At 35.1% G+C, this 25,531-nt stretch carries 27 protein-coding genes; 1 reads left to right on the top strand and 26 read right to left on the bottom strand.

Annotated features, from left to right (window positions below):
• The 14 genes from rbfA to rpsB form a co-directional block, all read right to left on the bottom strand.
• Positions 1-354, bottom strand: coding sequence for a 30S ribosome-binding factor RbfA (gene rbfA, locus LQU94_RS02530; RefSeq protein ID WP_230634956.1), 354 nt, complete (start codon positions 352-354; stop codon positions 1-3).
• 1 nt (position 355) lies between these two features.
• The gene (infB, locus tag LQU94_RS02525; protein WP_230634954.1) at positions 356-2,626 is read right to left on the bottom strand and encodes a translation initiation factor IF-2; all 2,271 of its coding nucleotides are present in this window, start codon (positions 2,624-2,626) and stop codon (positions 356-358) included.
• A gap of 27 nt (positions 2,627-2,653) precedes the next feature.
• On the bottom strand, positions 2,654-2,917 hold the full coding sequence (rnpM, locus tag LQU94_RS02520; RefSeq protein ID WP_230634952.1) for an RNase P modulator RnpM: 264 nt from the start codon (positions 2,915-2,917) through the stop codon (positions 2,654-2,656).
• A gap of 3 nt (positions 2,918-2,920) precedes the next feature.
• Positions 2,921-4,138 carry a transcription termination factor NusA gene (gene nusA / locus LQU94_RS02515; protein ID WP_230634950.1) on the bottom strand — a complete coding sequence of 406 codons (1,218 nt, stop codon included), beginning with the start codon at positions 4,136-4,138 and terminating at the stop codon, positions 2,921-2,923.
• 9 nt (positions 4,139-4,147) lie between these two features.
• Positions 4,148-4,612, bottom strand: a complete 465-nt coding sequence (gene rimP / locus LQU94_RS02510; protein WP_230634948.1) for a ribosome maturation factor RimP — start codon at positions 4,610-4,612, stop codon at positions 4,148-4,150.
• A gap of 93 nt (positions 4,613-4,705) precedes the next feature.
• Entirely contained in the window at positions 4,706-8,914 is a 4,209-nt protein-coding gene (locus tag LQU94_RS02505) for a PolC-type DNA polymerase III (protein ID WP_230634946.1), read from the bottom strand.
• Complete coding sequence (ispG, locus tag LQU94_RS02500) at positions 8,898-9,962, bottom strand: flavodoxin-dependent (E)-4-hydroxy-3-methylbut-2-enyl-diphosphate synthase (RefSeq protein ID WP_230634944.1); 1,065 nt, start codon at positions 9,960-9,962, stop codon at positions 8,898-8,900. Before ispG ends, LQU94_RS02505 begins: the two co-directional genes overlap by 17 nt.
• Positions 9,963-9,975: 13 nt before the next feature.
• Positions 9,976-10,980, bottom strand: a complete 1,005-nt coding sequence (gene rseP, locus LQU94_RS02495) for an RIP metalloprotease RseP (protein WP_230634942.1) — start codon at positions 10,978-10,980, stop codon at positions 9,976-9,978.
• A gap of 9 nt (positions 10,981-10,989) precedes the next feature.
• The gene (locus tag LQU94_RS02490) at positions 10,990-11,757 is read right to left on the bottom strand and encodes a phosphatidate cytidylyltransferase (RefSeq protein ID WP_230634940.1); all 768 of its coding nucleotides are present in this window, start codon (positions 11,755-11,757) and stop codon (positions 10,990-10,992) included.
• Positions 11,757-12,488 carry an isoprenyl transferase gene (locus LQU94_RS02485; protein ID WP_230634938.1) on the bottom strand — a complete coding sequence of 244 codons (732 nt, stop codon included), beginning with the start codon at positions 12,486-12,488 and terminating at the stop codon, positions 11,757-11,759. Before LQU94_RS02485 ends, LQU94_RS02490 begins: the two co-directional genes overlap by 1 nt.
• A 44-nt stretch (positions 12,489-12,532) precedes the next feature.
• Positions 12,533-13,093, bottom strand: a complete 561-nt coding sequence (frr, locus tag LQU94_RS02480) for a ribosome recycling factor (RefSeq protein WP_230634935.1) — start codon at positions 13,091-13,093, stop codon at positions 12,533-12,535.
• Positions 13,094-13,102: 9 nt separating this feature from the next.
• Positions 13,103-13,810 (bottom strand): UMP kinase, encoded by a 708-nt coding sequence (gene pyrH, locus LQU94_RS02475; RefSeq protein WP_230634933.1) that lies wholly within the window; start codon positions 13,808-13,810, stop codon positions 13,103-13,105.
• 20 nt (positions 13,811-13,830) lie between these two features.
• Complete coding sequence (tsf, locus tag LQU94_RS02470) at positions 13,831-14,475, bottom strand: translation elongation factor Ts (RefSeq protein WP_230634929.1); 645 nt, start codon at positions 14,473-14,475, stop codon at positions 13,831-13,833.
• Positions 14,476-14,552: 77 nt separating this feature from the next.
• Positions 14,553-15,299 (bottom strand): 30S ribosomal protein S2, encoded by a 747-nt coding sequence (rpsB, locus tag LQU94_RS02465; protein WP_230634927.1) that lies wholly within the window; start codon positions 15,297-15,299, stop codon positions 14,553-14,555.
• Between the two features lie 183 nt (positions 15,300-15,482).
• On the opposite strand from rpsB, the gene LQU94_RS02460 reads away from it, so the two are divergent.
• Entirely contained in the window at positions 15,483-16,712 is a 1,230-nt protein-coding gene (locus tag LQU94_RS02460; RefSeq protein WP_230634925.1) for an aminopeptidase, read from the top strand.
• Positions 16,713-16,738: 26 nt separating this feature from the next.
• Here LQU94_RS02460 and LQU94_RS02455 read toward each other — a convergent pair whose 3' ends face one another.
• From LQU94_RS02455 to LQU94_RS02400, 12 genes are all read right to left on the bottom strand, one after another.
• Positions 16,739-17,074 carry a cytochrome C biosynthesis protein gene (locus tag LQU94_RS02455; protein ID WP_230634923.1) on the bottom strand — a complete coding sequence of 112 codons (336 nt, stop codon included), beginning with the start codon at positions 17,072-17,074 and terminating at the stop codon, positions 16,739-16,741.
• A gap of 12 nt (positions 17,075-17,086) precedes the next feature.
• Positions 17,087-17,632 (bottom strand): hypothetical protein, encoded by a 546-nt coding sequence (locus LQU94_RS02450; RefSeq protein WP_230634921.1) that lies wholly within the window; start codon positions 17,630-17,632, stop codon positions 17,087-17,089.
• A 5-nt stretch (positions 17,633-17,637) separates the two neighbouring features.
• On the bottom strand, positions 17,638-19,062 hold the full coding sequence (locus tag LQU94_RS02445) for a HAMP domain-containing sensor histidine kinase (protein WP_230634919.1): 1,425 nt from the start codon (positions 19,060-19,062) through the stop codon (positions 17,638-17,640).
• Positions 19,041-19,742, bottom strand: coding sequence for a response regulator transcription factor (locus tag LQU94_RS02440; protein WP_230634917.1), 702 nt, complete (start codon positions 19,740-19,742; stop codon positions 19,041-19,043). Before LQU94_RS02440 ends, LQU94_RS02445 begins: the two co-directional genes overlap by 22 nt.
• 9 nt (positions 19,743-19,751) lie before the next feature.
• Positions 19,752-20,318, bottom strand: a complete 567-nt coding sequence (locus tag LQU94_RS02435; protein WP_230634915.1) for an HD family hydrolase — start codon at positions 20,316-20,318, stop codon at positions 19,752-19,754.
• Positions 20,319-20,422: 104 nt separating this feature from the next.
• The gene (pyrR, locus tag LQU94_RS02430; protein ID WP_230634913.1) at positions 20,423-20,938 is read right to left on the bottom strand and encodes a bifunctional pyr operon transcriptional regulator/uracil phosphoribosyltransferase PyrR; all 516 of its coding nucleotides are present in this window, start codon (positions 20,936-20,938) and stop codon (positions 20,423-20,425) included.
• On the bottom strand, positions 20,922-21,830 hold the full coding sequence (locus LQU94_RS02425) for an RluA family pseudouridine synthase (protein ID WP_230634911.1): 909 nt from the start codon (positions 21,828-21,830) through the stop codon (positions 20,922-20,924). Before LQU94_RS02425 ends, pyrR begins: the two co-directional genes overlap by 17 nt.
• Positions 21,820-22,278, bottom strand: coding sequence for a signal peptidase II (lspA, locus tag LQU94_RS02420; RefSeq protein ID WP_230634909.1), 459 nt, complete (start codon positions 22,276-22,278; stop codon positions 21,820-21,822). Before lspA ends, LQU94_RS02425 begins: the two co-directional genes overlap by 11 nt.
• Before the next feature lie 11 nt (positions 22,279-22,289).
• A complete protein-coding gene (locus LQU94_RS02415) occupies positions 22,290-22,997 on the bottom strand; it encodes a YlmH/Sll1252 family protein (protein WP_230634907.1) in 708 nt (235 codons plus the stop codon).
• A 73-nt stretch (positions 22,998-23,070) separates the two neighbouring features.
• Complete coding sequence (locus tag LQU94_RS02410) at positions 23,071-23,535, bottom strand: cell division protein SepF (RefSeq protein ID WP_230634904.1); 465 nt, start codon at positions 23,533-23,535, stop codon at positions 23,071-23,073.
• Between the two features lie 12 nt (positions 23,536-23,547).
• Entirely contained in the window at positions 23,548-24,243 is a 696-nt protein-coding gene (locus LQU94_RS02405; protein ID WP_230634902.1) for a YggS family pyridoxal phosphate-dependent enzyme, read from the bottom strand.
• 10 nt (positions 24,244-24,253) lie between these two features.
• A complete protein-coding gene (locus tag LQU94_RS02400; RefSeq protein WP_230634901.1) occupies positions 24,254-25,531 on the bottom strand; it encodes an HlyD family efflux transporter periplasmic adaptor subunit in 1,278 nt (425 codons plus the stop codon).

Genomic DNA, 25,531 nt, shown 5'->3' with positions numbered 1-25,531 from the left:
TTATTCTCCAGGATGATTCACTTCGTTAATCAATTTTTGCATTTCCATGCCTTTTTTAATACTTTCATCCAATCCAAAGATTAATTTTGGCATAGCTCGCAATTTTAGACGGTTCCCCAACTCTTTTTTAATGAAACCTTCGGAACTTTTTAAGCCTTCGATGGCATTTTCTTTTTCTTCTTCATTTCCCAATACGGAAATTCCAATATTTGCAAAAGATAAATCCCGTGTAACATCCACATAGGATACCGTTGTAATCGGAGGAATTCTTGGATCTTTTAATTTATATTGAATAATTTCTGAAAGCTCTTTTTTTATTTCTTCAGAAATTCTGCTCACTCGGCGGTTATTCATATTAATCCAACTCCTTCTTAACTTCCTTTTCAACGTAACATTCTAGAAGGTCATTCACTTTGATGTCGTTAAAATTGTCTACCATTAGACCTCCTTCGTATCCCTGTGCAATTTCTTTTGCATCATCTTTGAAACGCTTTAAGGAAGCGATAGGTCCTTCGAAAATAACAATGTCATCTCGTAGAACTTTTACCAATCCATTTCTAACAATTTTGCCTTTTAGTACATAAATACCAGCTACAATATTGTTATTTGGTAATTTGAAAGTATCGCGAACTTCACAACGTCCTAATACTTCCTCTACAATGGTTGGTTCCAATAGACCGCTTACCGCTGCTTTTACGTCGTTGATAATGTCGTAAATCACACGGTAAGTGCGAATATCTACCTCTTCTTGTTTTGCTAAATCTAAGGCATTGATATTTGGACGAACGTTGAATCCAACAACTAAAGCATTGGAAGCAGAAGCAAGGTTAACATCCCCTTCGTTGATTCCGCCAGCACCAGAATGGATAATGTTGATTTTTACTTCCTCATTTGACAATTTCATTAGAGATTGATTGATTGCCTCAACAGTACCTTTTACATCTGCTTTAACAATAATATTTAAGTCTTTTAATTCGCCCTCTTTGATTTTATCAAATAGGTTATCCAATGATATTTTGCTTTTTGAAGCCAATTTTTCTTCGCGGTTGATTTCAAAATTTCTGGCTGCAGCAGCTTTTGCTGTTTTTTCATCTTTAACAGCATAAATCATTTCTCCAGCATTAGGAACTTCATTTAATCCTAAAACTACAACTGGTGAAGATGGGCCTGCTTTTTTAACTTTTTTCTTTTTATCATCTGTCATGGCGCGGATATGCCCATAGCTTGTACCAGAAACAAGGAAATCACCATGGTTTAAGGTTCCTTTTTGCACAAGAATCGTTGCCATAGGTCCTTTTCCTTTATCCAATTTTGCTTCAATAACAGAACCTACAGCCAATCGGTTTGGATTCGCTTTTAATTCTTGTACTTCTGCAACCAATTGAATCATTTCTAATAGGTCAGGAATCCCTTCTTTAGTAACGGCAGATACATTTACTGTAATGGTATCTCCGCCCCAATCTTCAGGGATTAAACCGTGCTCTGTTAACTCTTGTTTTACACGATCTACATTGGCGCCCTCGCGATCAATTTTATTAATCGCAACAATAATTGGAACATTTGCTGCTTTGGCATGGTTAATTGCCTCAATGGTTTGTGGCATTACACCATCGTCTGCTGCAACAACAAGGATGGCAATATCTGTAATGCTTGCTCCTCTTGAACGCATAGACGTAAATGCCTCATGGCCTGGAGTATCTAGGAAAGTAATCTTATTTCCTTTTACATTTACAGTATAAGCTCCAATATGTTGTGTAATTCCTCCTGCTTCACTTGCTGTAACATGAGATTTTTTTATAACATCCAATAGTGATGTTTTACCATGGTCAACATGGCCCATAACTGTTACAACAGGTGATCTTGGTTTCAAAGATTCTTCAGGATCTTCTGCATCAAGATTAAAAATTTCTTCCACTGATTTTTCATCATCACCGAATCCGAACTCTACTTCTTTTCCAAATTCATCCGCTAAAATTAAAATCGTATCTTCATCAATACTTTCATTTTGCGTAGCCATAATACCATAGCCGATTAATTTTTTAATAATCTGAGCAACATTAACATCGATTGCTTCAGAGAATTCTTTAACAGTGATTGGCGCCTGGATCTTTATAATAGTTTCATCCCCTTTATTTTCTTCTTGAGATTTTCTTTTTGCATTATTTTCTCGGCGTTTTTGGCTTCGAGATTTTTTTCTAGGTCTAGTAGGTTCTTCTTCCTCATCCCCTAGATTGTTTTTGCTAAAACGTTCTACGTTCTTTTTATTTTTGCGATTGTGGTTTGAAAGATTTTCTCGTGGGTCTTCTTCAGAGGATTTTTTCTCTTTTTTGCCTTTGTTTTTTTCCTTATCAGAGGACTTCTTATTTTCTTTCTCTATTTTTTTGGAATTCTTTTCTTCAGAATCTTTCGATTCTTTTGTATTCTTCTTTTCGCTTTCTTTTTTCTCTTTAGGAGTTGTTGGATTGCTTTCTGATTGAATTTTGTCCAAAACCTTTTGTTTGTCTTTTTCATCAATCGTGCTCATATGACTTTTTGCATCAATATTCAAATCTTGCAATAAAAGCAATAAATCTTTGCTACTTAATCCTAACTCTTTTGCTAATGTGTACACTCTCATAGTTGACAATGGAGTACCTCCTTTTTTGAGGTTCCGTTATTTTAAGGATGACTTCAGTTCTTCATATGCTTCCTTTGAAATCTCGCATCCAAAAGACCGATTTAATCCTTTGGATTTAATGGCCTTATTCAAACAATTTTCATCCTTACACAAGTAAGCGCCCCTACCATGGGCTTTACCAGTGAAATCTAAAAAAACCTCATTTTCTTTGTTTTTTACAACGCGTATTAATTCGTTCTTCGGTTTCGACTCTCCGCACCCAATACACTTTCGCATAGGTATTTTTCTTACTTTTTGCATGAATTACTCCTCGTCAGAAAAATGCATTTCATTTTCTGTAGCCGTATCCATTTCACTTTCAAGAAGGTCATTAGAAGTCTCCTCTTTTATATCTTCTGTAAGAACTTCTTCTCCCTCTTCTTCTCCAATTCCCTCTTCATAGAGTTTAACAACATCTTCTTTTGTTAGCTCATTATTATCTAGATATTCTTGGAATTGTGTTTCTGATTTTATATCGATTTTCCAATTGGTTAATTTTGCGGCCAAACGAGCATTTTGCCCCTCTTTTCCAATGGCCAAAGACAATTGATAATCTGGGACGATTACTAAAGCAGATTTGCTCTTGGTATCTACAAAAACATCTACTACTTTAGAAGGGCTTAAAGCATTCCCAATGAAGGTCGCTGGATCCTTTTCCCAAATAACAATATCAATTTTTTCATCATGTAGTTCATCAACGATGGCTTTTACACGGTTTCCCTTGTACCCTACACAGGCTCCCAATGGATCTACTTCTTCTTCTTTAGAGAAGACCGCAATTTTTGTTCTAGAACCAGCCTCTCTAGCAATAGAGTAGATTTCTACAATACCATCATTAATTTCTGGTACTTCCAGTTCAAAAAGTCTTTTTACAAGATTTGGATGAGAACGGCTCAGTACAATTTGTGGTCCTTTTGTGGTTCTACTTACCTCAAGGATTAGCATTTTATATCGGTCGTTATGGTTGTATTGTTCTCCTCTAATTTGTTCAGATAAAGGCAAAATGGCTTCTGTTTTTCCTAAGTCCACATAGACATTTCCTTTATTGACCCTTTGAACTTCTCCCGTAATAATTTCATTTTCTCGATCGGTAAAATCATCAAAGATAATATCTCTTTCGGCGTCTTTGATTCTTTGAATTACGACTTGTTTTGCTGTTTGAGCAGCGATTCTACCAAATTTTTCAGGGGCTATTTTTTCATACAAAACATCCCCGATTTCATATTTGCTATTGATAGATTTTGCTTCTTCTAAAGAAATTTCAGCCATATCATCGTAAACTTCTTCTACAACCGCTCTTTCTGCTGACATAGAAATATCTCCTGTTTCACGATTGATATCTACCAATACATTTTGAGAAGTTCCAAAATTCTTTTTATAGCTAGAAATCAACGCAGATTCTAAGGCTTCAAAAATAACTTCTTTTGGAATTCCCTTCTCTGATTCGATTTCATTTAAAGCTTGTACAAATTCTTCGTTCATTTTTTCCTCCTAAAAAAGGATGAGCTGTCTCATTAGAGAGATAGAAGAAAGTGGTAAAGTAACAGAGCTTTCTTCGTCTTCCATTTTTAATGTAACAGTGTCCTTATCAAAAGATTCTATATATCCATGAAATTCTTTTTGGCCTTCGTGTTGAACATAAAGATGCGCTTCCACAAGTTTTCCCTTGTTTCTTCTTAAGTCATCTTGCGTTTTTATAGGCCGATCTAAACCTGGAGAAGAAACTTCTAACATATACGGTTGATCAAACAATTCTGCATCCATTTCTTCATCAATTTTCTTTGAAATAACGGAACAGTCATCGATTTTCACTCCATCTGGATGAAAGACAACAAATAGAACTATATTTGGGTTCTGCTTTCTTTGTATTTTTACCTCTACCAATTCGTAACCAATAGATTCAGCCGCTTTTTGGCCGATTTCATTCAAATGAGTCATCAATTCTTTTTGTTTCAAAGTTCACCTCCCGCTAAAAAAACTAGAGTGGGAATTCCCACTCTAGTCCGCCAACGTCTTCTTATAGATATAGTATATCATACTTTCTATAAATTATCCAATAATATCCATTAAGCTAAGCTGATTGTTTTTTGGCAGTTTTTCCAAAACTCCATTTTCTTCTAAAGCTTCAATTACCGACTTAGAAGCAGAGGTTCTACGAACCATATCTTCTACAGATAAGAATTCTCCTTTTTGTGCCTCTTCCATTAAATTTTTTGCAACAACTTCTCCAACGCCTTGTAGGGATTGGAATGGCAAAAGAACCTTATCGTCATAAATTTTGAACCGGTTGTAGTGAGATTCATACAAATCAATAGGGGCAAATTCATAGCCTCTAGAATACATCTCCAGTGCGATTTGTAAAACGTTGTATTCATCTTTTTCCTTTTTCGTAGGCTCTTTTTCCAAACTTTCAATTTCTTTCATTCTGTCTTGAATTCCTTCTAGTCCTTTTATCATAATCGCCCCGTTAAAATCAGAAAGTTTTGTTGTAAAATAAGCGGCATAGAAAGCCAATGGATAATAGACTTTATACCATGCAATTCGAACGCTGGTCATTACATAGGCAACTGCATGGGCTTTTGGGAACATGTACTTAATTTTTTGACAACTCTCCAAATACCATGGTGGAAGAACCAATTCATTCAAATCCGATATATATTTTTCAGGAAGTCCTTTCCCTTTTCGAACGGCTTCCATAACATCAAAAGCCATTTTATTTTCTGCCCCTGCTTGGATTAGATAATTCATAATATCTTCACGAGTACAAATAACTTCTCCGATGCTTGCCACTCCATTTTTAACGAGAGTTTGTGCGTTGTCCGTCCATACATCCGTTCCGTGAGATAAACCAGAAATATTAACCAATTCGGAAAAGGTTTTTGGTTGCGTTTCCTTGAGCATTTTAATAACAAAATTGGTCCCAAATTCGGGGATTCCTAAAGTTCCCGTCTCTGTTTTGAAAATATCTTCATTCATCTCCAAAGAATCTGAGCTTAAGAACAAATCCATAACTTTAGGGTCGCGGATGTTAATGGAATCCATGGAAACTCCTGTAAAGTCTTCCAACATTCTTAAAATAGTCGGAGCATCGTGGCCAAGAATATCTAGCTTCAAAATGTTCTCACTAATGGAATGATAATCAAAGTGTGTGGTAATTACATTTTTTCTTTTATCATCCGCTGGATATTGAATAGGAGTAAATTCATGGATATCGTTGGTTTTGGGTACAATCATGATTCCGCCAGGATGTTGTCCGCTGGTTCGTTTTACTCCAACAATTCCTTTACTCAATCGATCAATTTCTACTGGATTTTTTACAAGTTGATTTTGTTCACAAAATTTTTGAACATAGCCATAAGCGGTTTTTTCCGCTAGTGTGCCTATGGTTCCTGCACGGAAAACATAGCCGGATCCAAAGGTATCCTCAATAAATTTATGGGCTTTGGATTGATATTCTCCCGCAAAGTTCAAATCAATATCTGGTTCTTTGTCCCCGTAGAATCCTAAAAATACTTCAAAAGGAATTTGATGGCCGTCTTTTTTTAACGCTGTTCCACATTGAGGACAGGCCTTATCTGGCAAATCTACTCCAGAACTATAGCTTCCATCGGTTATAAATTCACTATATTGGCAATTGGGACAAACATAGTGAGGATCTAGAGGATTTACCTCCGTAATACCAGACATTGTTGCAACCAGAGAAGAACCTACAGACCCTCGGCTCCCAACGTAATAGCCATCATCGTTTGATTTTTGCACCAATTCTTGGGCAATTTTATACATTACAGCATATCCATTTCCAATAATAGAATCGAGCTCTTTTTTCAAACGTGCATCTACAATTTCAGGCAAAGGATCTCCATAGATTTTCCGAGAGGTAGCAAGAGTTTGATTTTTCAAATCCTCCTCTGCATTTTCAATTTTAGGTGGATATTTCCCTGAAGGAATAGGATCAAAGACTTCAAATTCATTCAATAAATGATTAGGAGCATCAATAACAATTTTTTTGGCCTCTTCTTCCCCTAAAAATTCAAAAGCTTTCAACATTTCCTCGGTTGTATAGAAGAAAGCACCGACCTCTCCTTTTGCTCCAAATTTATTTTGTGCTAACGTTAAAATTTCATGAAAGATTTCATCTTCCGGCTCCATATAGTGAACATTTCCTGTGGCGATAACAGGAATATTCAACTGTTTCCCTAAGTCAATAAAATAGCGAATCATCTCTTCGATCTGCTCTTTATCCAATAATAGGCGATCTTTATAGAATTTTTCGTATTGGATCGGAGGCTGTACTTCAATAAAATCGTAAAAATGGGCAATTTTTTTCAACTCTTCTTCTTTTGCGCCTCGCAAATAAGAGTCCATAAGCTCTCCATCTGATCCTCCTGTCCCCAATATAAAATGAGGACGTTTTTCGATTAAGTCGGAACGCAAAATACGAGCCGTGCGATAAAAATTTTCCATATGGGATTTTGAAATCAGCTTATAAAGATGAAATAAACTTTCTCTATTTTTTGCGTAGATGGTCATATGATTAGGGAAAAGTTTTTCGGGGTTTGGATGTCTTAGGGTATTCCATTGTTCTGGAGATACTTTTCCTAGTTCAATGGCTTTTTTTCTAAGAATTAAAAACAATTCCGCTGTAGCTTCTGCATCGTGTACGGCTCTATGGGCATTGGTTAATGAAATTCCATAGAATTTTGCCAAAGTCCCTAATTTATAATTTTTGGTTCCTTGAGTTATACACTGAGCCATTAATAAAGTATCTATAATTGGAATAGGGTTTTTTCCTTTTCTTCGGTATTCAATAAATCGCGAATCGAAATCGGCATTATGAGCGACCAATATACAGTCCTCTATAAAATCTTCAAAACGCGACAAAACCCTTTCAATGGGATCGGCATTTTTTACCATCTCGTCTGTAATTCCTGTAAGCTCAACAATCTTTTCTGGAATTTTACGTTGAGGATTAACAAATTCAGAAAAACGTTCAATGATCCGCCCATTTTCAATTTTCACAGCACCAATTTCTGTTACTTCATCATTTTTAGGAGAAAATCCAGTGGTTTCAATATCAAATACGACAAACCGATCTGGATTCACTTCGTCGTTGTGATATTTATATATTTTCTTCTCATCATCTACCACATCTCCATCAAGACCATAAAGAACTTGGATTTTGTGTTTATGGGATGCGTGCATTGCTTCAGGATAAGCTTGTACAACGTTATAATCGGTTAATCCAATGGCCTTATGTCCCCAGGATGCAGCTCTTTTTATATATTCATCAATGGAATTTTTTCCATCCGTATTGGACATTTTAGAATGAAGATGAAATTCGATTCTTTTTTCTGGGGAGGAATCTTCTCTTCTAAATTTCTCTACAGGCATTATATTACTGGCCATAATGACTTGAGATTGATCAAATTTATCCAAATCATATTTCCCTTGAATCAATAAATGGGATCCTGTTTTAACATTTTTATAAAAATCTTCGTTTTGTTCTTTTTTTACAAAAACTTTTACCATTCGACTGTCGCTTCCATCTGTACAAGAAAGCATCGCCAATGTTAATCCATCCTTTAAGACACGAACATCCATAGAAAACACATCCACTTCAATGGTTACCTTTGAAGGACATAAGCATTCCGATAGAAGGGATACTTCATCAAATTTATTTTTCCCAAAAATATAAGTTTCTTCAGAATCTTCGATAGATTTTGCGGGAGTTGGGGTTTTCGGAACCCTCGTTTGATATTCTTTCTGAAAATTCGTAGAGATGGAGTTTTCCTTTTCGACTAAGTTTGTGCAGAAATCATCAGAACAACAAGATTCCGTCTGACAGGAAATATTTAAGCTTTGATTTTCTATAAGAAAAGTCTTTCCTAAAGCTGAAATATTTACTACTTGATTTAAGCGCTCCAATACCATTTGATTAGGGGCTTCAATAAAAATTTCTTCTTCATTGATCTGTATATTGCAATTTTCAACCCACTTACAGGCCGAAGGTAACAAATGAATAATATATTTTTTGAAACTTTCTATGGTAATTGGTTCTTTTTCCCGTTCTTTTTCCCATTCTATTTCATAGGGGATATCCCCTAAAATGGGATATCTTTTTTCAAGCATAGAAGAAATTTCTTGCCTATGAAAAGAATCTCCTTTCATTTGAAAAAGAATTTTTTGTTTTTGTTTGGAATATTGAATTTTTATTATTTTACAATGGAACGCATCCAATTGCTCATGAATGTTGCTCATTTCGATCACTTTCTATTATTTCAAACAACGTGTCCAAAAGCTCTTCTTCCTTTACCGTGGCAACAATTTCGCCCTTTTTGAAGACGACACCCTTTCCATTGCCTCCTGTAATTCCATAATCGGCCTCTTTTGCTTCGCCTGGACCATTTACAATACATCCCATTATGGCAATTTTCAAATTATCTGTATAGGAAGAGAAACGCTTTTCTGCTTCTTCTACCAAAGGAATTAAATCAATTTTTGTTCGCGCACAAGTAGGGCAAGAAATTAGATTGATTCCTTCTTGTCGCAAATCTAAAGATTTCAAAATTTCTTTTGCTACCTTTACTTCTTCAACAGGGTCTGCCGTTAAAGATACACGAATGGTATCTCCAATTCCATCCAAAAGCAAAGATCCCATTCCAATAGCAGATTTTATCGTTCCCTTAAAGGAAGGGCCCGCTTCTGTAATACCGAGATGTAAAGGATAATCACTCATTTCAGAAAATCTTCGATAGGCTTCGACAGACAAGCGTACATCGCTGGATTTTAGAGAAACTTTTATGTCATGAAAATCAAAAGATTCTAAGGTCTTAATTTGTTCCAATGCAGAATAACAAATACTTTCTGCATTGACCCCATTGTATTGGTCCAAAAATTCTTGTTTTACAGATCCTGAATTTACCCCTACACGAATGGAAATGCCTTTTTCTTTGCAAGCATTTACCACTTTCTCAATTTTCCAATTTTCTCCGATATTTCCTGGATTTAATCGAAGCCCGTCAATGCCATATTCTACAGCGTATAAAGCCAGTTGATAATCAAATTGAATGTCGGCAATTAAGGGAACATGAATTTTTTCTTTAATCTTAGGAATCGCTTGAGCATCTTCTAAATTGTTAATGGCAATTCGAACGATATCAACTCCTTCTGATTCCATAGCAAGAATTTGTTTTGCTGTCGATTCCACATCCTTTGTGTCTGTATTGCACATGGATTGTATGGAAATAGGAGCTGTGCCACCAATACGCACCGCTCCTACACGAATCTCTTTTGTATTTTTTCTCATATCTCTCTCCTAACTATCCTATGATTCTAGCCAAATCTCCAAAAATGGTTACATAAATCATTAGTCCGAACAATAAGGCAATTCCTATTAATGATAAATTCATTTCGATTTTTTCGCTAAGAGGCTTCCCTCTAAGAGCTTCAATCAATAAAAATACAATTTTCCCACCATCGAGGGCTGGAATTGGTAAAAGATTCATAAATCCTAGATTTGCAGAAATAAACCCCGTAATCATTAAAAGAGGAGCAAAACCGTTGGATGCTGTTTGTCCAATGACTTGAACAACGCCTACGGGACCGGATAAGGCATCCAAAGAAAAAGCACCCGTAAAAAGATTTTTTAATACTTCTATGATGGAGACAATGACCGCCCCTGTCATCACAAAACCGTCTTTTACAGAGCGAAGTATATCTCTTTCATAAACAGGGCTAACCCCTATAAATTTACTTCCATTTTCCTCTTTGCTTTCCATGGAAAAGGTGAGGGTCTCCCCGCCCCGATCCACAAGAATTTTTAGAGTAGAATCTTCTTCCGATACAATTTTTGAGATATCTTCCCATTTGCTAACTTCTCTATCATTGATGGATATAATTTTATCTCCTGCAACCATTCCAGCTTCCGTTGCAGGCATATTTTCTTGAAGAGATCCGATAACAGGAGTTCCTGTGGGATAACCAAGAATTGCCGTATATAAAAAGAAAGCTACAATAGCTAAAACAAAATTCATTCCAGCGCCACTTGCAACAACAGCAAGTCGCTTTCCAATGCTTGCGTTGTTAAAGCTTCTAGGGTCGGAAGAAAGTTCGTCTTCTCCCTCCATTGCAACAAATCCCCCTATGGGCAATGCCCGTAGAGAATAGGTTGTCCCCCCTCTTTTTTTATTAAAAACTTGTGGTCCCATTCCGATAGAAAATTCGTTTACACGTATTCCTGCTTTTTTAGCCATATAAAAATGACCAAATTCATGTAAGCCAATAATAAGCATGAATACAAATAATGAACCAAATAAAGTTGCCATTCTACCTCCTTAATGGATCCAATACAGTAAATAAACCATAGGAATAATTAGTAGTATACTGTCAAATCGATCCATAAATCCACCATGTCCTGGTAGAGCCTTTCCATAGTCTTTGATTCCTGTTTCTCGTTTGATTTTTGATGCAAATAAATCCCCCAATTGCCCACTAATAGAGGATGCTGCAAGGAACACAATATAAATCCAAGTTAGCTTGATATCTGAAAAATAAAAATAAATGCCTCCGCAAACAATTGCTCCAACAATTCCTCCAATAGCCCCTTCAATGGTTTTATTGGGGCTCACTTTCGGTATCAATTTATGTTTTCCAATACTCATACCTGTTAAGTAGGCAAATATATCCGTTGCAAAAGCAATAACAAAAATAGAATAAATATAAACGGTTCCACTTAAATGAATGATAGGAAATAAAAAGAATGGAATATATACCAATATAAGAACACTTACAGCTGCATCTTCCAAATGAAAATTATCGTTAATAAGAAATTGGATTAGTAAAAAAAAGCAAGAGAACGCCAAAGCGATGAACATAGGTAGTTCAAATTGAAATGCAATATAATGAAAGATACACCCTAGTAGAATCAAAGGTTCTGGGATATGATAGTCTTTATTTTTCAAAGCATGTGATAGTTCGTGACATAGAGCTAGAGAAACGAATAATATAGCCAACTTAAAGGGCCAACCACCGATTACAATAAAAAATGCCAATACTATAAAAGCAATTACACCTGTAATTACCCTTTTCTTAAATTCTGACATTAAATCCCTCCAAATCTACGATTCCTACTCATATAATCCCCCAATGCTTTCTCTAACACTTCTGGTGTAAAATCAGGCCATAGAACATCAGAAAACCAAAATTCACTATAAGCCATTTGATACAAAGTAAAATTGCTTACTCTTAATTCTCCACTTGGACGAACCATAAGATCCATAGGAGGTTGATGGGCAGTATATAAATAGCTTTCAAACGTTTCCTTACTGATTTCCTCTGGCAACAGATTTCCTTTTTTTACTTCTTCGGCGATTTTTTTTGTAGCCATAATGATTTCATCTTGCCCGCCATAATTTAAGGCAATATTCACAACCATTTTTTTATTATTTTTTGTTAACTCTAAGGAGTTTTCGATGGATTTCCTTAAATCTTCTTTTAAGGGAGAAATATCTCCAATTACATTTAATCGTATTTCATTTTCATTCATTTCATCGATATACTTCTCGATAAAACCTCTTAACAATAAAAATAAATTCTTCACTTCCGATTCAGGACGAGTCCAATTTTCCGTTGAAAAAGCAAATAGAGTTAAGTAAGGAATTTTTAATTCATAGCATTTTTTTACAATATCTAAAACTCGCAATGAACCTTCTTTATGCCCCATGAAACGAGGGAGATTTCGATTTGTAGCCCAACGTCCATTTCCGTCCATTATAATACCTATATGTTTTGGCAGATATTCTGGATTTAGAATATTTTTTGATTCTTCTCTCATATATACCTCATAAAACAAAGAACCCCGTTCGGGGTCCTTATTTTTTAGATTTCAAGTAACTCTTCTTCTTTTACTTTTGTTATGGATTCAACTTTTTTTGTATTTTCATCAATAATTTTTTGAACATCATCTTCATAGGATTTGCGATCATCTTCTGTGATTTCCTTATCCTTTTCCATTTTCTTTAGAGAATCCATTGCGTCTCTTCTGATATTTCGGATTGCAATTTTTGCATTTTCTTCATCTTTTTTTACAACTTTAATTAATTCTTTACGGCGTTCCTCTGTTAACTGAGGAATTACTAAACGAATCAATTTTCCATCGTTAGAAGGGTTTAATCCTAAATCAGATTTTTGAATTTCTTTTTCAATCGCTGGGATTAATGAAGCATCCCATGGTTGAATCGTAAGAAGTCTAGCTTCAGGGGCAGAAATTCCAGCCACTTGATTCAATGGAGTCATTTGTCCATAAGCTTCTACAGAAATACGATCCAATAGAGATGGATTTGCTCTACCAGCTCTTATGCTCGCAAGTTCTTCTTCGTAAACACTAATCGTTTTCGCTAGTTTTTCTCCCAAATCTTGTTTTAATTCTCTGAATTCCATGTGGTCCTCCTATTTTACGTATGTTCCCAATTTTTTACCCATTACAACATCATAAATATTGCTTTCATTATCAATGCCAAAGACAATCAATGGAATCTTGTTGTCCATACATAATGAAGTGGCGGTTGAATCCATAATTTTTAATTCTTTGCTTAAAATTTCAAAATAAGATAAGTCTTCGTATTTCTTAGCGTCAGGGGTTAGTTTTGGATCGGCGTCATAGATGCCATCCACTCCCTTTTTGGCAAGTAGGATTACTTCTGCATCAATTTCTGCAGCGCGTAGAGCAGCCGTTGTATCTGTAGAGAAATATGGGTTACCAGTTCCCCCAGAGAATATAATTACTCGACCCTTTTCCAAATGGCGAATCGCTCTTCTACGAATATATGGTTCCGCCACTTTTTGCATTTCAATAGCAGTCATAACGCGGGTAACAACTCCCATTTGCTCTAATGCATCTTGCAATGCTAAAGCATTCATTACGGTTCCTAGCATCCCCATGTAATCTGATGTAGCGCGATCCATGTCCTTGCTATCTCTTCCACGCCAGAAGTTTCCGCCACCAACTACGATGCTTGTTTCAACACCTTCATCGCGAATCTTCTTTACTTGTTTTGCATACATACGCACAACATTAGAGTCGATTCCAATTCCCTTTTCGCCGGCTAAAGCTTCTCCACTAAGTTTCAAAACAATCCTTTTGTATCTAGGCTCCATGGTTACGCTCCAAACTCGAATTATTGCATTTGTTTTGCTACTTCAGCTGCAAAATCTTCTTCTCTTTTTTCTAAACCTTCGCCAACTTCGAAGCGTACAAATCTACGGATGCTAATTTTTTCACCGATACGAGCAGTCAATTCGTTTACTAAGTCAGAAATTTTCTTGTCGCCATCTTTAATAAAAGCTTGGTCTAACAATACAATTTCTTGATAGAATTTTTCTAAACGACCAATAACCATTTTTTCAACAATTTTTTCAGGTTTTCCTTCGTTAAGAGCTTGTTCTGTTAAAACTTTTTTCTCATGCTCAACTTCTTCAGCAGGAACTTCTTCTCTAGTAACATATTTTGGATTAGCTGCGGCAATTTGCATAGCAATATCACGAACAAAAGTTCTGAAATCGTCATTTTTTGCTACGAAGTCTGTTTCAGAGTTAACTTCAACAAGAACTCCAATACGTCCACCATGGATGTAAGATTCTACAATACCTTCTGCTGCAATACGATCTGCTTTTTTCGCTACTTTACTTAAACCTTGTTCACGTAAAATATCAACAGCACGGTCAATATTGCCTTCTGATTCTTGTAATGCTTTTTTACAGTCCATCATTCCTGCGCCAGTTTTTTCTCTTAACTCTTTTACCATTTTTGCTGAAATTTCCATAATTTCTCCTTTCAATTCAATCCAAACTTTTCATAAAAATAAGAGTTCTAAAGGCAATTAGAACTCTTATACCTTCGTTATTCTTGAGATTCAGACACTTCTTCTTTCGCTTCAGATTTTTCTTCCACTACTTCTTCTTGAGCACCTTGTTTGCCTTCAATAACAGCATTTGCAATTGTTTCAGTAATTAATTTAACCGCACGAATGGCATCGTCATTTCCTGGGATTGGGTAATCAATTTCATCTGGGTCACAGTTTGTATCCACAGTACCAATAACAGGAATTCCCAAAACATGTGCTTCTTTTACTGCAATTCTTTCTTTACGTGGATCTACTACATAAATTGCATCTGGTAGACGATCCATATCTTTAATTCCACCTAAGAATTTTTCTAAGCGATCACGGTCATGGCGCAATTGAATAACTTCTTTTTTAGGAAGTACATCAAATCTACCATCGTTTTCCATGGCTTCTAATTCTTTTAAGCGTTCAATTCTCTTTTTGATTGTTTCGAAGTTTGTTAATAAACCACCCAACCATCTTTGGTTGATGTAGTACATATCACATTTTTGTGCTTCTTTTGCAATTGCGTCTTGTGCTTGTTTTTTTGTACCAACAAACAAAATACTACCACCATCAGCAGCAACTTCTTTTGCAAAATCATAAGCTTCTTCTACTTTGCGAACCGTTTTTTGCAAATCAATGATATAAATACCATTTCTTTCTGTGAAGATATATTTCTTCATTTTAGGGTTCCATCTTTTAGTTTGGTGACCAAAGTGTACACCAGCTTCTAACAAGCTTTTCATCGTAATAACAGACATTTTACACCTCCAAGTTTATTCCTCCACTTTCTTCATCAAATAAAAAAACCTTACGGCAACCAATTTATTCTCCAAAAGTGTGCGTATTATTACTGATATATTATACCATCCTTATCTCTTGAAATGCAAGACAATGTTCAGGAAAACTACTAAATATGCTATAATTTTCCTATGGAGGTTATTATGAATTTTAACGATAAATTGAAACAATATGCTGAATTAATTGTAAAAGTGGGAATCAATGTACAAAAAGGACAACCTGTAGTTCTTCGCGCACCCATTGAAGCCATTTCTCTAGTGAATGAATGTCTAAGAATTGCCTATAAATCAGGAGCTTCTGATGTTCACGTTCAATGGAGATCGGATACATTGACTCGTTCGAAATATGAATGTTCTCCTTTAGAAAACTTAAAAACGGTTAAACCTTTTGAAATAGAAGAATTAAAATATTATCTTGAAAAAGGTGCTGGATTTATTAGTTTAACAGGGGAAGATCCAGAATTGTTAATAGGAATTGATAGTGAAATCATTGGGGAAACGATTCAATCTCGTTCAAAAGTTCTAAAGTTTTTTAACGAAAAGTTAATGAACGATGAGATTCCTTGGACTGTAGCGGCTTTCCCTCACGAAAAATGGGCGAAGAAAATTTTTCCTAAGGAATCTACAGAAAAAGCAGTAGAAAAATTGTGGGAAGCTATTTTTGATTGTTGTCGTATCGATTCCAACACAGTGGAAAATTGGAATCACCACTTAACTCATTTGGAATCCAAGGCAGAAGAATTGAATTCATTGAATCTTCACTCCTTACACTATACCGCTTCCAATGGAACGGATTTGTTGATTGAACTTCCTGAAGGGCATATTTGGGCTGGTGCTCGTTCTTTAACCCCCCAAGGAATCTCTTTTCTGGCCAATATCCCAACTGAAGAAGTCTATTCCATGCCAAAGTGCGATGGAGTAAATGGAATTGTTTACAGTTCAAAGCCACTCATTTATTCAGGAAATATTATTGATGATTTTTACCTTCGTTTTGAATCCGGAAAAGTTGTGGAAGCAAAGGCAAAAGTTGGAGATGATACTTTACAAGAGATGTTAAATACAGATGAAGGAAGTCGTTCTTTAGGAGAAGTTGCTATCGTTCCTTTTGATAGTCCTATTTCTAATCGAAATTTATTATTTTACAATACGTTGTTTGATGAAAATGCTTCTTGCCATTTGGCGCTAGGGGAAGCTTATCCCACAAATATTAAAAATGGTGGGAATTTAACCAAAGAAGAGAAAAAAGTTTTGGGTGTGAATCAAAGTTTGATTCACGAAGATTTTATGATTGGTACAGAGGATTTGTCCATTATGGGATTCACCCAAGATAAAGAAGAAATTCCTATTTTTATAAATGGAAATTGGGCAAAATAAAAAACATAGGCAGTGGCCTATGTTTTTTATTTTCTTTCTATCTCTCTTTTTGGATAACGATCTTTGTTATAAATACCTAAACATAAAGCAAACAATAAAGAACATACGCCTGATGTAATGGCAATCAGTGCAATAAGAATATTTGTTAAACTTGAACGTTCAAACAATACGTTTAATACCAAAATCAAAGTAAAAATCCCTGCAAAAAGCAAAATAAGTCCAGGTAGATATTTTACGAACTTTAGACGTTTACTCGTCATGTTTATAATAAAAGTTACTGCCATAGCTGTGACAGTTGCAATAAGAATTAAAATAATATATTGACTATTGCCACTTAAACTTTCCATCAATTGTCCTAACATAAATCCTCCCAATTAAAACGGATCAGAATGGTAGCGATCCCCTTCTGCTGCCGTTTTTTTAATTAAATCAATTTGGCTATCGTCTAGATTGTCCTTTGTCTTTATTACTTGTAAGAGATTTCCATACAAATCAATATAGGCAACGTCTTCTCTATCTCGATAAACCACAAATAAAGGTTTAGAATTTTCAAATACTTCCACTTGAAAAAGAGAATCCGAAGCCAATCCAACTCCTGCTCTAGTACTATTATAACGCAATTCCAACATTTTATCTGTATTAATTTTTCTCATGTTATACTTTGGCATTTCTGTGATTTCGTCACTAAAAATTACAATGTCTTTAAGAAATACTGCTTCTTTTCCAATATAATTTCGAACTTCAACCCCAGATTCAGGATTCTTAAAAGCCACTTTTGTAACAATCCATCGTCCTTCCAAGGGCGAACGCTTTATATTGGGCGTTTTCATAGTCTGATACTCAGCATCAGCCCCTTGAACGCATCCAGTAAGCAGAAAAAGAAAGGCAAGAATAAAGAGGATTTTTTTCTTTTGACTCATTTACACTACCTCCTCTTTTTTATCGGCAAGCGAACACGAATGGTCGTTCCTACGCCAAGTTTTGATATAATCTCTATTTTCCCTCCATGGAGTTTGGCAATTTCATCTGCAATGGATAAGCCAATCCCGGAATGACTTTTCGAGTGTTTTCCTTTATAAAATTTTTCTTTTACAAGCTCTAACTCATCCTCAGAGATTCCTACTCCATTATCTGAAATAATTATATCAAAAAAGGAATCGGACTCCTTACTTTCAAACATGACCCAACCTTTTTCATCTGTGAATTTTATCGCATTATCAATTAAATTGATTAAAAGTTGCTTGATCTTATTTTCATCCCCCATATATAGGAGAGGCTTGGATGAAGTTTCATCTATAAATTCAATTCCTTCATTTTTTGCTCTGGGTTTCATTTGTTTTGCAACATAGGAACAAGTTTCTGCCAAATCAAACTTTTCTTTTCTTAAGGTGATTCGGCCAGAAATATAGCGAGAAAAGTCCAATAGTTCCTCTACCATATTTGCAAGTCGCTCGGTTTCTGTTTCTATGATTTCCAATCCTTCTCGTTTTAAGTCGGGATCATTTTCTGTATCTGATTTTAGGACAGAGGCCCATCCACGAATCGAAGTCAAAGGAGTTCTTAATTCATGAGAAATGGATGAAATAAAATCATTTTTGACTTGCTCTTTGCGAACAATTTCTTGAGATAGGATATTCAAAGCATTCGCCAGCTCTCCTAATTCATCTCTGTTTTCAATCTCTATTTTTCGTTTGTATTGCCCATCAATCATTAATTCTGCTCCATGATTGATTTCCTCTAAAGGCCCTACGATGGAACGAGAAAATAAATAACTAAATAAAGCAGATAGAATAATTACCCCAATGGAGATTAAAAGCAAATAAATAGATAGACGAATTAAAAAAGCGTTCATAGAGTCTAATGAAGTGGTAAATCGTATGACTCCTATAATATCTCCATGGGAATTGTTCAAGGGAGAAGAGGCTGACATAACTTGACTGTCTGAATAGTTTACTTCGCCATTTCGAAAGGAAATATTTCCTTTTAACGCTTCGTGTACGTCTGAATAATCAGACACAATATCGTTAATCGCTCCAATGGAATCATAGACCAGCTCTCCTTTTGTATTTATAATCTGTACTTGGCCAGAAAAATGCGTCCAAATCATTTCTACATCTTTGGATAAAACAGTATCTAAATCTTGATTTTCAAAAAATCTCTTGTAAGATTGGCTTGTACTTTCAATTTCAGAGTTCAACTGATTTTGTATTCCATTGTAGGAATATTCCTTAAATCCCAATAGCAAAGAAATATCTAAAACGACTACAGTAAAAATTACAATAAGTACAAAATTTCGAATTAATCTTGCTTGAATGGACTCCTCAAACTTTAATCTTTTTGGCTTTGCCACCGGTATCCTACTCCCCATACTGTTTCTATAAATTTAGGATGCGCTGCATCGATCTCAATTTTTGAACGCAATCTTCGAATATTTACATCAACAATCTTGCTATCCCCTAAGAATTCTTCTCCCCAAACCGATTGGAGTATTTCTTCGCGTTTTAATGCTCGTCCTTTATTGTCTAAAAAAAGTTTAATAATTTCATATTCTGTTGGTGTTAGCTCTAGTTCTTTCTCATCGCAAAAGAATTTCCGTCCATAAGTATCTATCTTGAAAGGAGCATCTTCAATATATCGGTTGGATCGTTTGCTCGGATTGTCTCTTTGCAATCTTCTTTCTAAAGATTTTAGGCGTAAAGTCAACTCGGTTGGATTAAAAGGCTTTGTCATATAATCATCGGATCCATTTTGAAGTCCCATAATTTTATCGTAATCTTCTGCTTTGGCCGTTAACATAATGATTCCCAAATCAGGGAACATTTCTCGTAAATTCTTACATACTTCAAACCCATCCATCCCAGGTAACATTACATCTAGCAAAACAATATTGGGAGTAACGTCTTTTGCAATCGCAAGGCCTTCTTCTCCGGAGCCGGCTTCATATACTTCATAATTTTCTCTTTCAAGAGTAATTTTTATAAACTTACGAATGGAGACTTCATCTTCCACTAACAATATTTTTGTATCCATGATTCCTCCTTACCATTTATGATGTTCTTCGATTAAATTTCTTACAAATTCATACAACTCTTCAGTTACGTCTTTCATGAATTCTACTCTTGCATACACCTTTTCTTTCGGCACTTTTTCTTCTTTCCATGTGCCTCCACCGTTGCATGCGTTTAATAAAATAGGCTGCAAACGATCCATAGTTAAAGCAAATTGCGAATCAATGGTTTCTTGTTTTTCAAATTCTAACCACAAAGATTTTACTTCTTCTTCCATTTCATTGGGAAGAATACCGAACAAATGATTGGCCGCTTCCATTTCACGTTGAAATTTATCTTTATCTCCTTCTAAATCGTAAGCAAAGGTGTCGCCTGCTTCAATCTCAACTACGTCATGAAATAGAAGCATAATTATCACTCGATGAATATCGCATCCTTCTGGAGCATACTCCTTTAATAAATAGGCCATACTTGCAATGTGGAATGTATGCTCTGCATCATTTTCCTTGCGTTTTGAACCAATTAAGGAAGTTCTGCGATAAATATTTTTCATTTCATCTAGCTTGGTTATAAAATTTATAGTTTTTTGTAAATCCATGATTCACCTCGTTATCCTCTTTATTATAGTATCATATTCTTATGAAAATGGCAGAAATTATAGCTATTTCTTTTACAAAAAAACAACCTATAAATAGGCTGTTTTTAGTTATCGATATAAATGGCATCTTCTTCTTCATGGGGTCGTAAATACACAACCACTTTTTCTTCTCTAGAAGTTGGTATATTCTTCCCTATATAATCTCCACGTATAGGAAGCTCTCTGTGCCCTCGATCTACTAAAGCTACCAATTGTACTGTTTTCGGACGATCTTTAAGCATAAGAGCGTCCAATGCCGCTCTTACCGTTCGCCCCGTATAAATTACATCATCCACTAAAATAACGTCTTTCTCCGTTATTTTTCCCATAAAATTCATAGGATCTAACGTATCTGTTCTTTTGTTATCATCCCGAAAAAAGCTTGGATCCAACTCAAATAAAGGAACAGATACTTCTTCTAATTCTTCTAAGTTTTTTTGAATTCGTTTAGAAATTTCTATTCCTCTTGTTTTGATCCCTACTAAGACAATTTGATTCACGCCCTTATTTTTCTCAATAATTTCATGAGAAATCCTAGAAATGGCTCGCTTAATTTCTTTTTCGTCAAATATTTGATGCATAGGTTACTCCTCTTGATTTTATAAATGCAAAAAAATCCTCTGGTAAATTGGTTTCAAAAAGAAGCTTTTTGTTTGTTATAGGATGGGAAATCTCTATTTTTTTGCTGTGTAGCAATTGTCTCTTGGCCTTGGCATTCTTAGGTCCATAAAGTGTATCGCCTACAACGGGATAGCCAATGGAATTCATATGTACACGAATTTGATGGGTCCGGCCTGTTTCTATAATTACTTTTATTAATGTAAAACCATTCAAATCCAATAGAGGTTCATAGTGAGTGATGGCTTCTTTACTAGGGAATACATCTACCGCCATCTGAATTCGATTGTTTGGATTACGCCCAATGGCCTTTGTAAGAACCCCTTTATTTTTTACGGTGTTGTGAACAATGGCACAATATTCCTTATACACTTCATGTTTTTTGAATTGTTCCACAAGGGCTACGTAGGAGTCCTCGTTTCTAGCAACTACCATTAACCCAGAAGTGTCTTTGTCCAGTCGATGTACAATTCCAGGTCTTAGGGGGTCATCATTTATGGGCAAATTTTTATCCAAAGACAAAAGACGGTGCACAGCGCTATCTTTTTCTTCTCCCGCGCCAGGATGAACAACCAATCCTGCGGGTTTATTAATAACAAAAAGGTCTTTATCTGAATACACGATTTCCAGCGGTAATCCATTAGGCACAATTTCATAAGGTGTTCTTTGTTCCCAAGAAATAGAGTCTTCTGCTTCTAATTTATAGCTAGGCTTTATGTTTTTCCCATTAACTTGAATACGTTCCTCTATAATGTCTTTCTTTATTTGAGATCTTGTTTGGTCAGAAACTTCAGATAAATAGGCATCCACTCTCATACCTACATCTTGGTTTTTAACAATATAATTATTTTTCATGGCTAGTATCCGACATTAAAATTTTAATAATAAGCAAGAAAGTACCAACGACAATTAAACTATCTGCTATATTAAATACGGCAAAATTATAGCCAAAAAATCGAAAGGAAAGAAAATCAATGACGTAACTTAATCGAATCCGATCAATAAAGTTTCCAATCGTTCCACTTAAAATTAAAACCAATCCAAGTCTATAAATTCCTTTTACAGAATCTTTTTTCATAAATAGAAAATAGAAGATGACACCCAATACAAGGAAGGTGATTAAAATAAAAAATAGGCGGGAATCTTGAAGGACCCCAAAGGCTGCTCCTCTATTTTCTACATAAAGAAGGCGAAAAAAATTAGGGATGATTTCAATAACGGTTCCATCCATCAAATGTTGTACGGCTAAGTATTTGGTAAATTGATCAATAGCAATTAATGCCAATACAATAGCAATGATCATATCGTTTCTCCTTATTTCTTTTTCCCGTAGGTAAAATGAATTCTACCTTTTTTTGTTTCATGAAATTCCTCAAAAATCTTAAATCTTCCATAACCTCGAATGGACAGCAAACAACCCCCTATTTCCATATGAGGGGTCATTATGGGCTCAAAATTTACTTTTATTAAATTTTGTTCAATCATTTTTTTGGCTTTGCTTCTTGGCAATTTTGTTATGGTTGAAACAATGGAATCCAAACGCATGGTTTTAACAGTAGAAGATTGAATCTCCCACTGGGGCTTTTCGGATTCGAAATTTTGAATGGGTACTTCTTCCAAGCGAACGCCCTCTCTACCAATTTTTTTAAGATGAAAATAGATGAAATCGGCAATTTCTGATTTAACAAGAATATAGGCAATCTTTCCGTGAATGGAAATATCTCCTATTTTTCTTCGTTCAAGGCCTAAGCCTAAAATAGATCCTAGGATTTTATTGTGCTGTAAATCGGAGAATTTAGATTCTATCTTGAAACATTTCAGATGGTTGCCAAGATCTAAATTTTTGGTTTCTGTAGAAAACCCGATGATATTTCTTTCAAAGTTTTCATTCAATAGTTGAGAAGTTTCTGAATAAACCATTTCCCCATTGGCCACCGATTCAGCAAGGCGAATTTCATAAGGGTCTAAAAAATCACTAAATTGTGGAATTCCTGAGTAAATAGAAATTTCTATCGTGTCCATTAATTTCCGCAATAAAGTGATTTTTTCTTCACTCTTCAAATGTAAAAGGTATTTTTCTCTCGAAATCGTCATATTACCAAGGGAAAATACCAGAATTTTGTAATTCTTCTTTCAATCCATCAATCCCAATATTAGCAGGAGCTAAGATGAAAATGTCTTTGTTTACTTTTTGAATTTTTCCTTCAATGGCATACAAAGCACCGTTTACAAAATCAAAAATTTCTCTTTTTACTTCTAAATCCAATTGTTCAAAATTTAGAACAACGGCTTTGTTTTCTTTTAGATCGTCCACAATTTTTGGGCTTTCATCATATGTTAATGGTTCATGAACTGTAATTACCATGGATGCTTTTGTTTGAATACTAAGTACGCTTCCATTGTCATTTCTACGAGTGCGAACTGTTTTTGGTTGTGGATTCACTGGCTCTACTTCTGTTGTATGAAATGATTCTTCTTGATCGAATTCATATTCATCATCATAATCGTAATCTTCTCCAAAACCAAATGCTTTCTTAAACTTATCCTTAAAATCTGCCATTCATCTGCCTCCTTATTTCGAATAATCTCGATTTCCAAAAATCTTACTTCCAATTCTAACCATGTTAGCCCCTTCTTCAATGGCTATTTCAAAATCATGACTCATACCCATGGACAAATACTGCATGTTTATACGATCAAATTTTTCCCTTTCAATCTCCTCTTTTAAGGAAACCATATTTCTAAAACAAGATCTCAAATATTTTATGTCCTCTGTGTTTGGCGCTACTGTCATTATACCATCAATTTGGATATGTGGGAATTCCATCATTTTTTCTACAAAGGGCAATACCTCTTCTCTATACAATCCCCCTTTGGTTTTTTCTTTCCCAATATTAACCTGAACCAAACAGTGAACTATATCGTCTGTAGATTTTCCTCGCTTTTCGATTTCTTTTGCTAAAGACAATCGGTCCAAAGAATGGATTAGCGCAACGTCTTGATAGATATATTTTACCTTATTTGACTGTAAGTTTCCAATCATATGATAAATTACTTTATCATTCAATTGTTCAATTTTTGAAGTCAATTCTTGCACTTTATTTTCGCCAATTATTTTAATCCCTGCATCTATGGCCTGTTCAATAATTGGTACATCAAAAGTTTTTGTAACTGTAATTAGTTCAACTGGCTCTCCAGTTAAACTTCTCTTCCGAACCTCTTCAATTTCTTCCTTTACTTTTTGTATGTTTTCACTAATATATAACAAAATACGCCTCTCAATCTACTAACTGCTTTTCTTCTACTTTGTTTGGTTCTATTATAACGGAATCATGGAGAGAAAGTGTGCGATAATTTTTATCTTTTATAGAAATTTCACCATAGAAGTTTCCTCGCTCAATATAAACCTCTTCTAAGGTCTCTCCTATTACAGACACAGGAAGAAATTGTACCAAGCCGTGTATCTCTTCTATATAGACTCCTCGTAAACCGTCCTCATTCTCTATCAATGCAGAGGAAGGAATTGTATACGCATCCTTTTGTTCCCGGATAATTGTAACGTTTGTATTTCTTTTTAGGTATTTGTCTGAAAGATTGTCGTGGAAATGAACAATTACGTTTCCTTCCTGTAGATCGCTTTTTATAATCTGCCCATTAACAATGCTATCATCATCAAATTTTACCTTTACCTGGCTTCCTTCTTCCAATTCGAACAAAGAAGGTTTTGTACTTTGCATAAATAGATACCAGTCTAAATTGTCTATTATTCTAAAAAAAGGTTCCTTATCAACCACTTGATTCTTCCCTTTTTCCTCCATTTGAATATCGTCTTTTGTTAATTGTTTTGGATGGAATGCAAGGACCCCCTCTTTAATTGAAAATATCTGTTTAGGGTCATCAATTTGATACGATACAATTCCAGACATAGATGATTGATAATCGCTGTTTGTTATAGAGAGTTCTTTGCTTAATTTATCTTTTGCTCTTTCTAAGTTTTCTAAAGATAAACGAAGCAATTCATTCAACTCTGATATATTAACGGGTTGATTTGTGCTTAAATCCAAACTATTGATGGAAGAAATTAGCTTATCATAAGACTCGTTACGAATAAATCTTTGAATGTTTCGCACAATATTATCTACTTCTTTTTGTTTGTCCAAAGTTTCTTCATCTTTTTGACTTCGATTGGTCTTGTAGTCAATGGCAGCTTGAATCAATATCAATTCATCTTTTATCTTTGAATTATCATTTTGAAGATTTACATTGGCAATGGAGTAGTTTTTTGGAACTTTTTCACCCTCTTGTGCATTGTAAACAGCCACTCCCGATCCATTCGCAAAAACCAAATCTTCATTAAACAATAGATAACCATTCGCCTTCACAACGTCACGGTATATCGTTAGTTCTGGATGGATTGTATCGTAGGTCTTATACTGCTTGGAAAGACGCAAGGCTCCAATAACAATTCCTATGAGAAAAAGAAATAGAAAGAAAAAATATTTTCTATTTTTTTTCTTTTTTTTATATTTTCTCCTTGAATTTCTAACCTGTTCCAT

Source organism: Peptoniphilus sp. KCTC 25270 (assembly GCF_021012875.1).
Lineage (GTDB): Bacteria > Bacillota > Clostridia > Tissierellales > Peptoniphilaceae > JAJMZJ01.
This window is presented reverse-complemented; position numbering and strand designations above follow the sequence as displayed.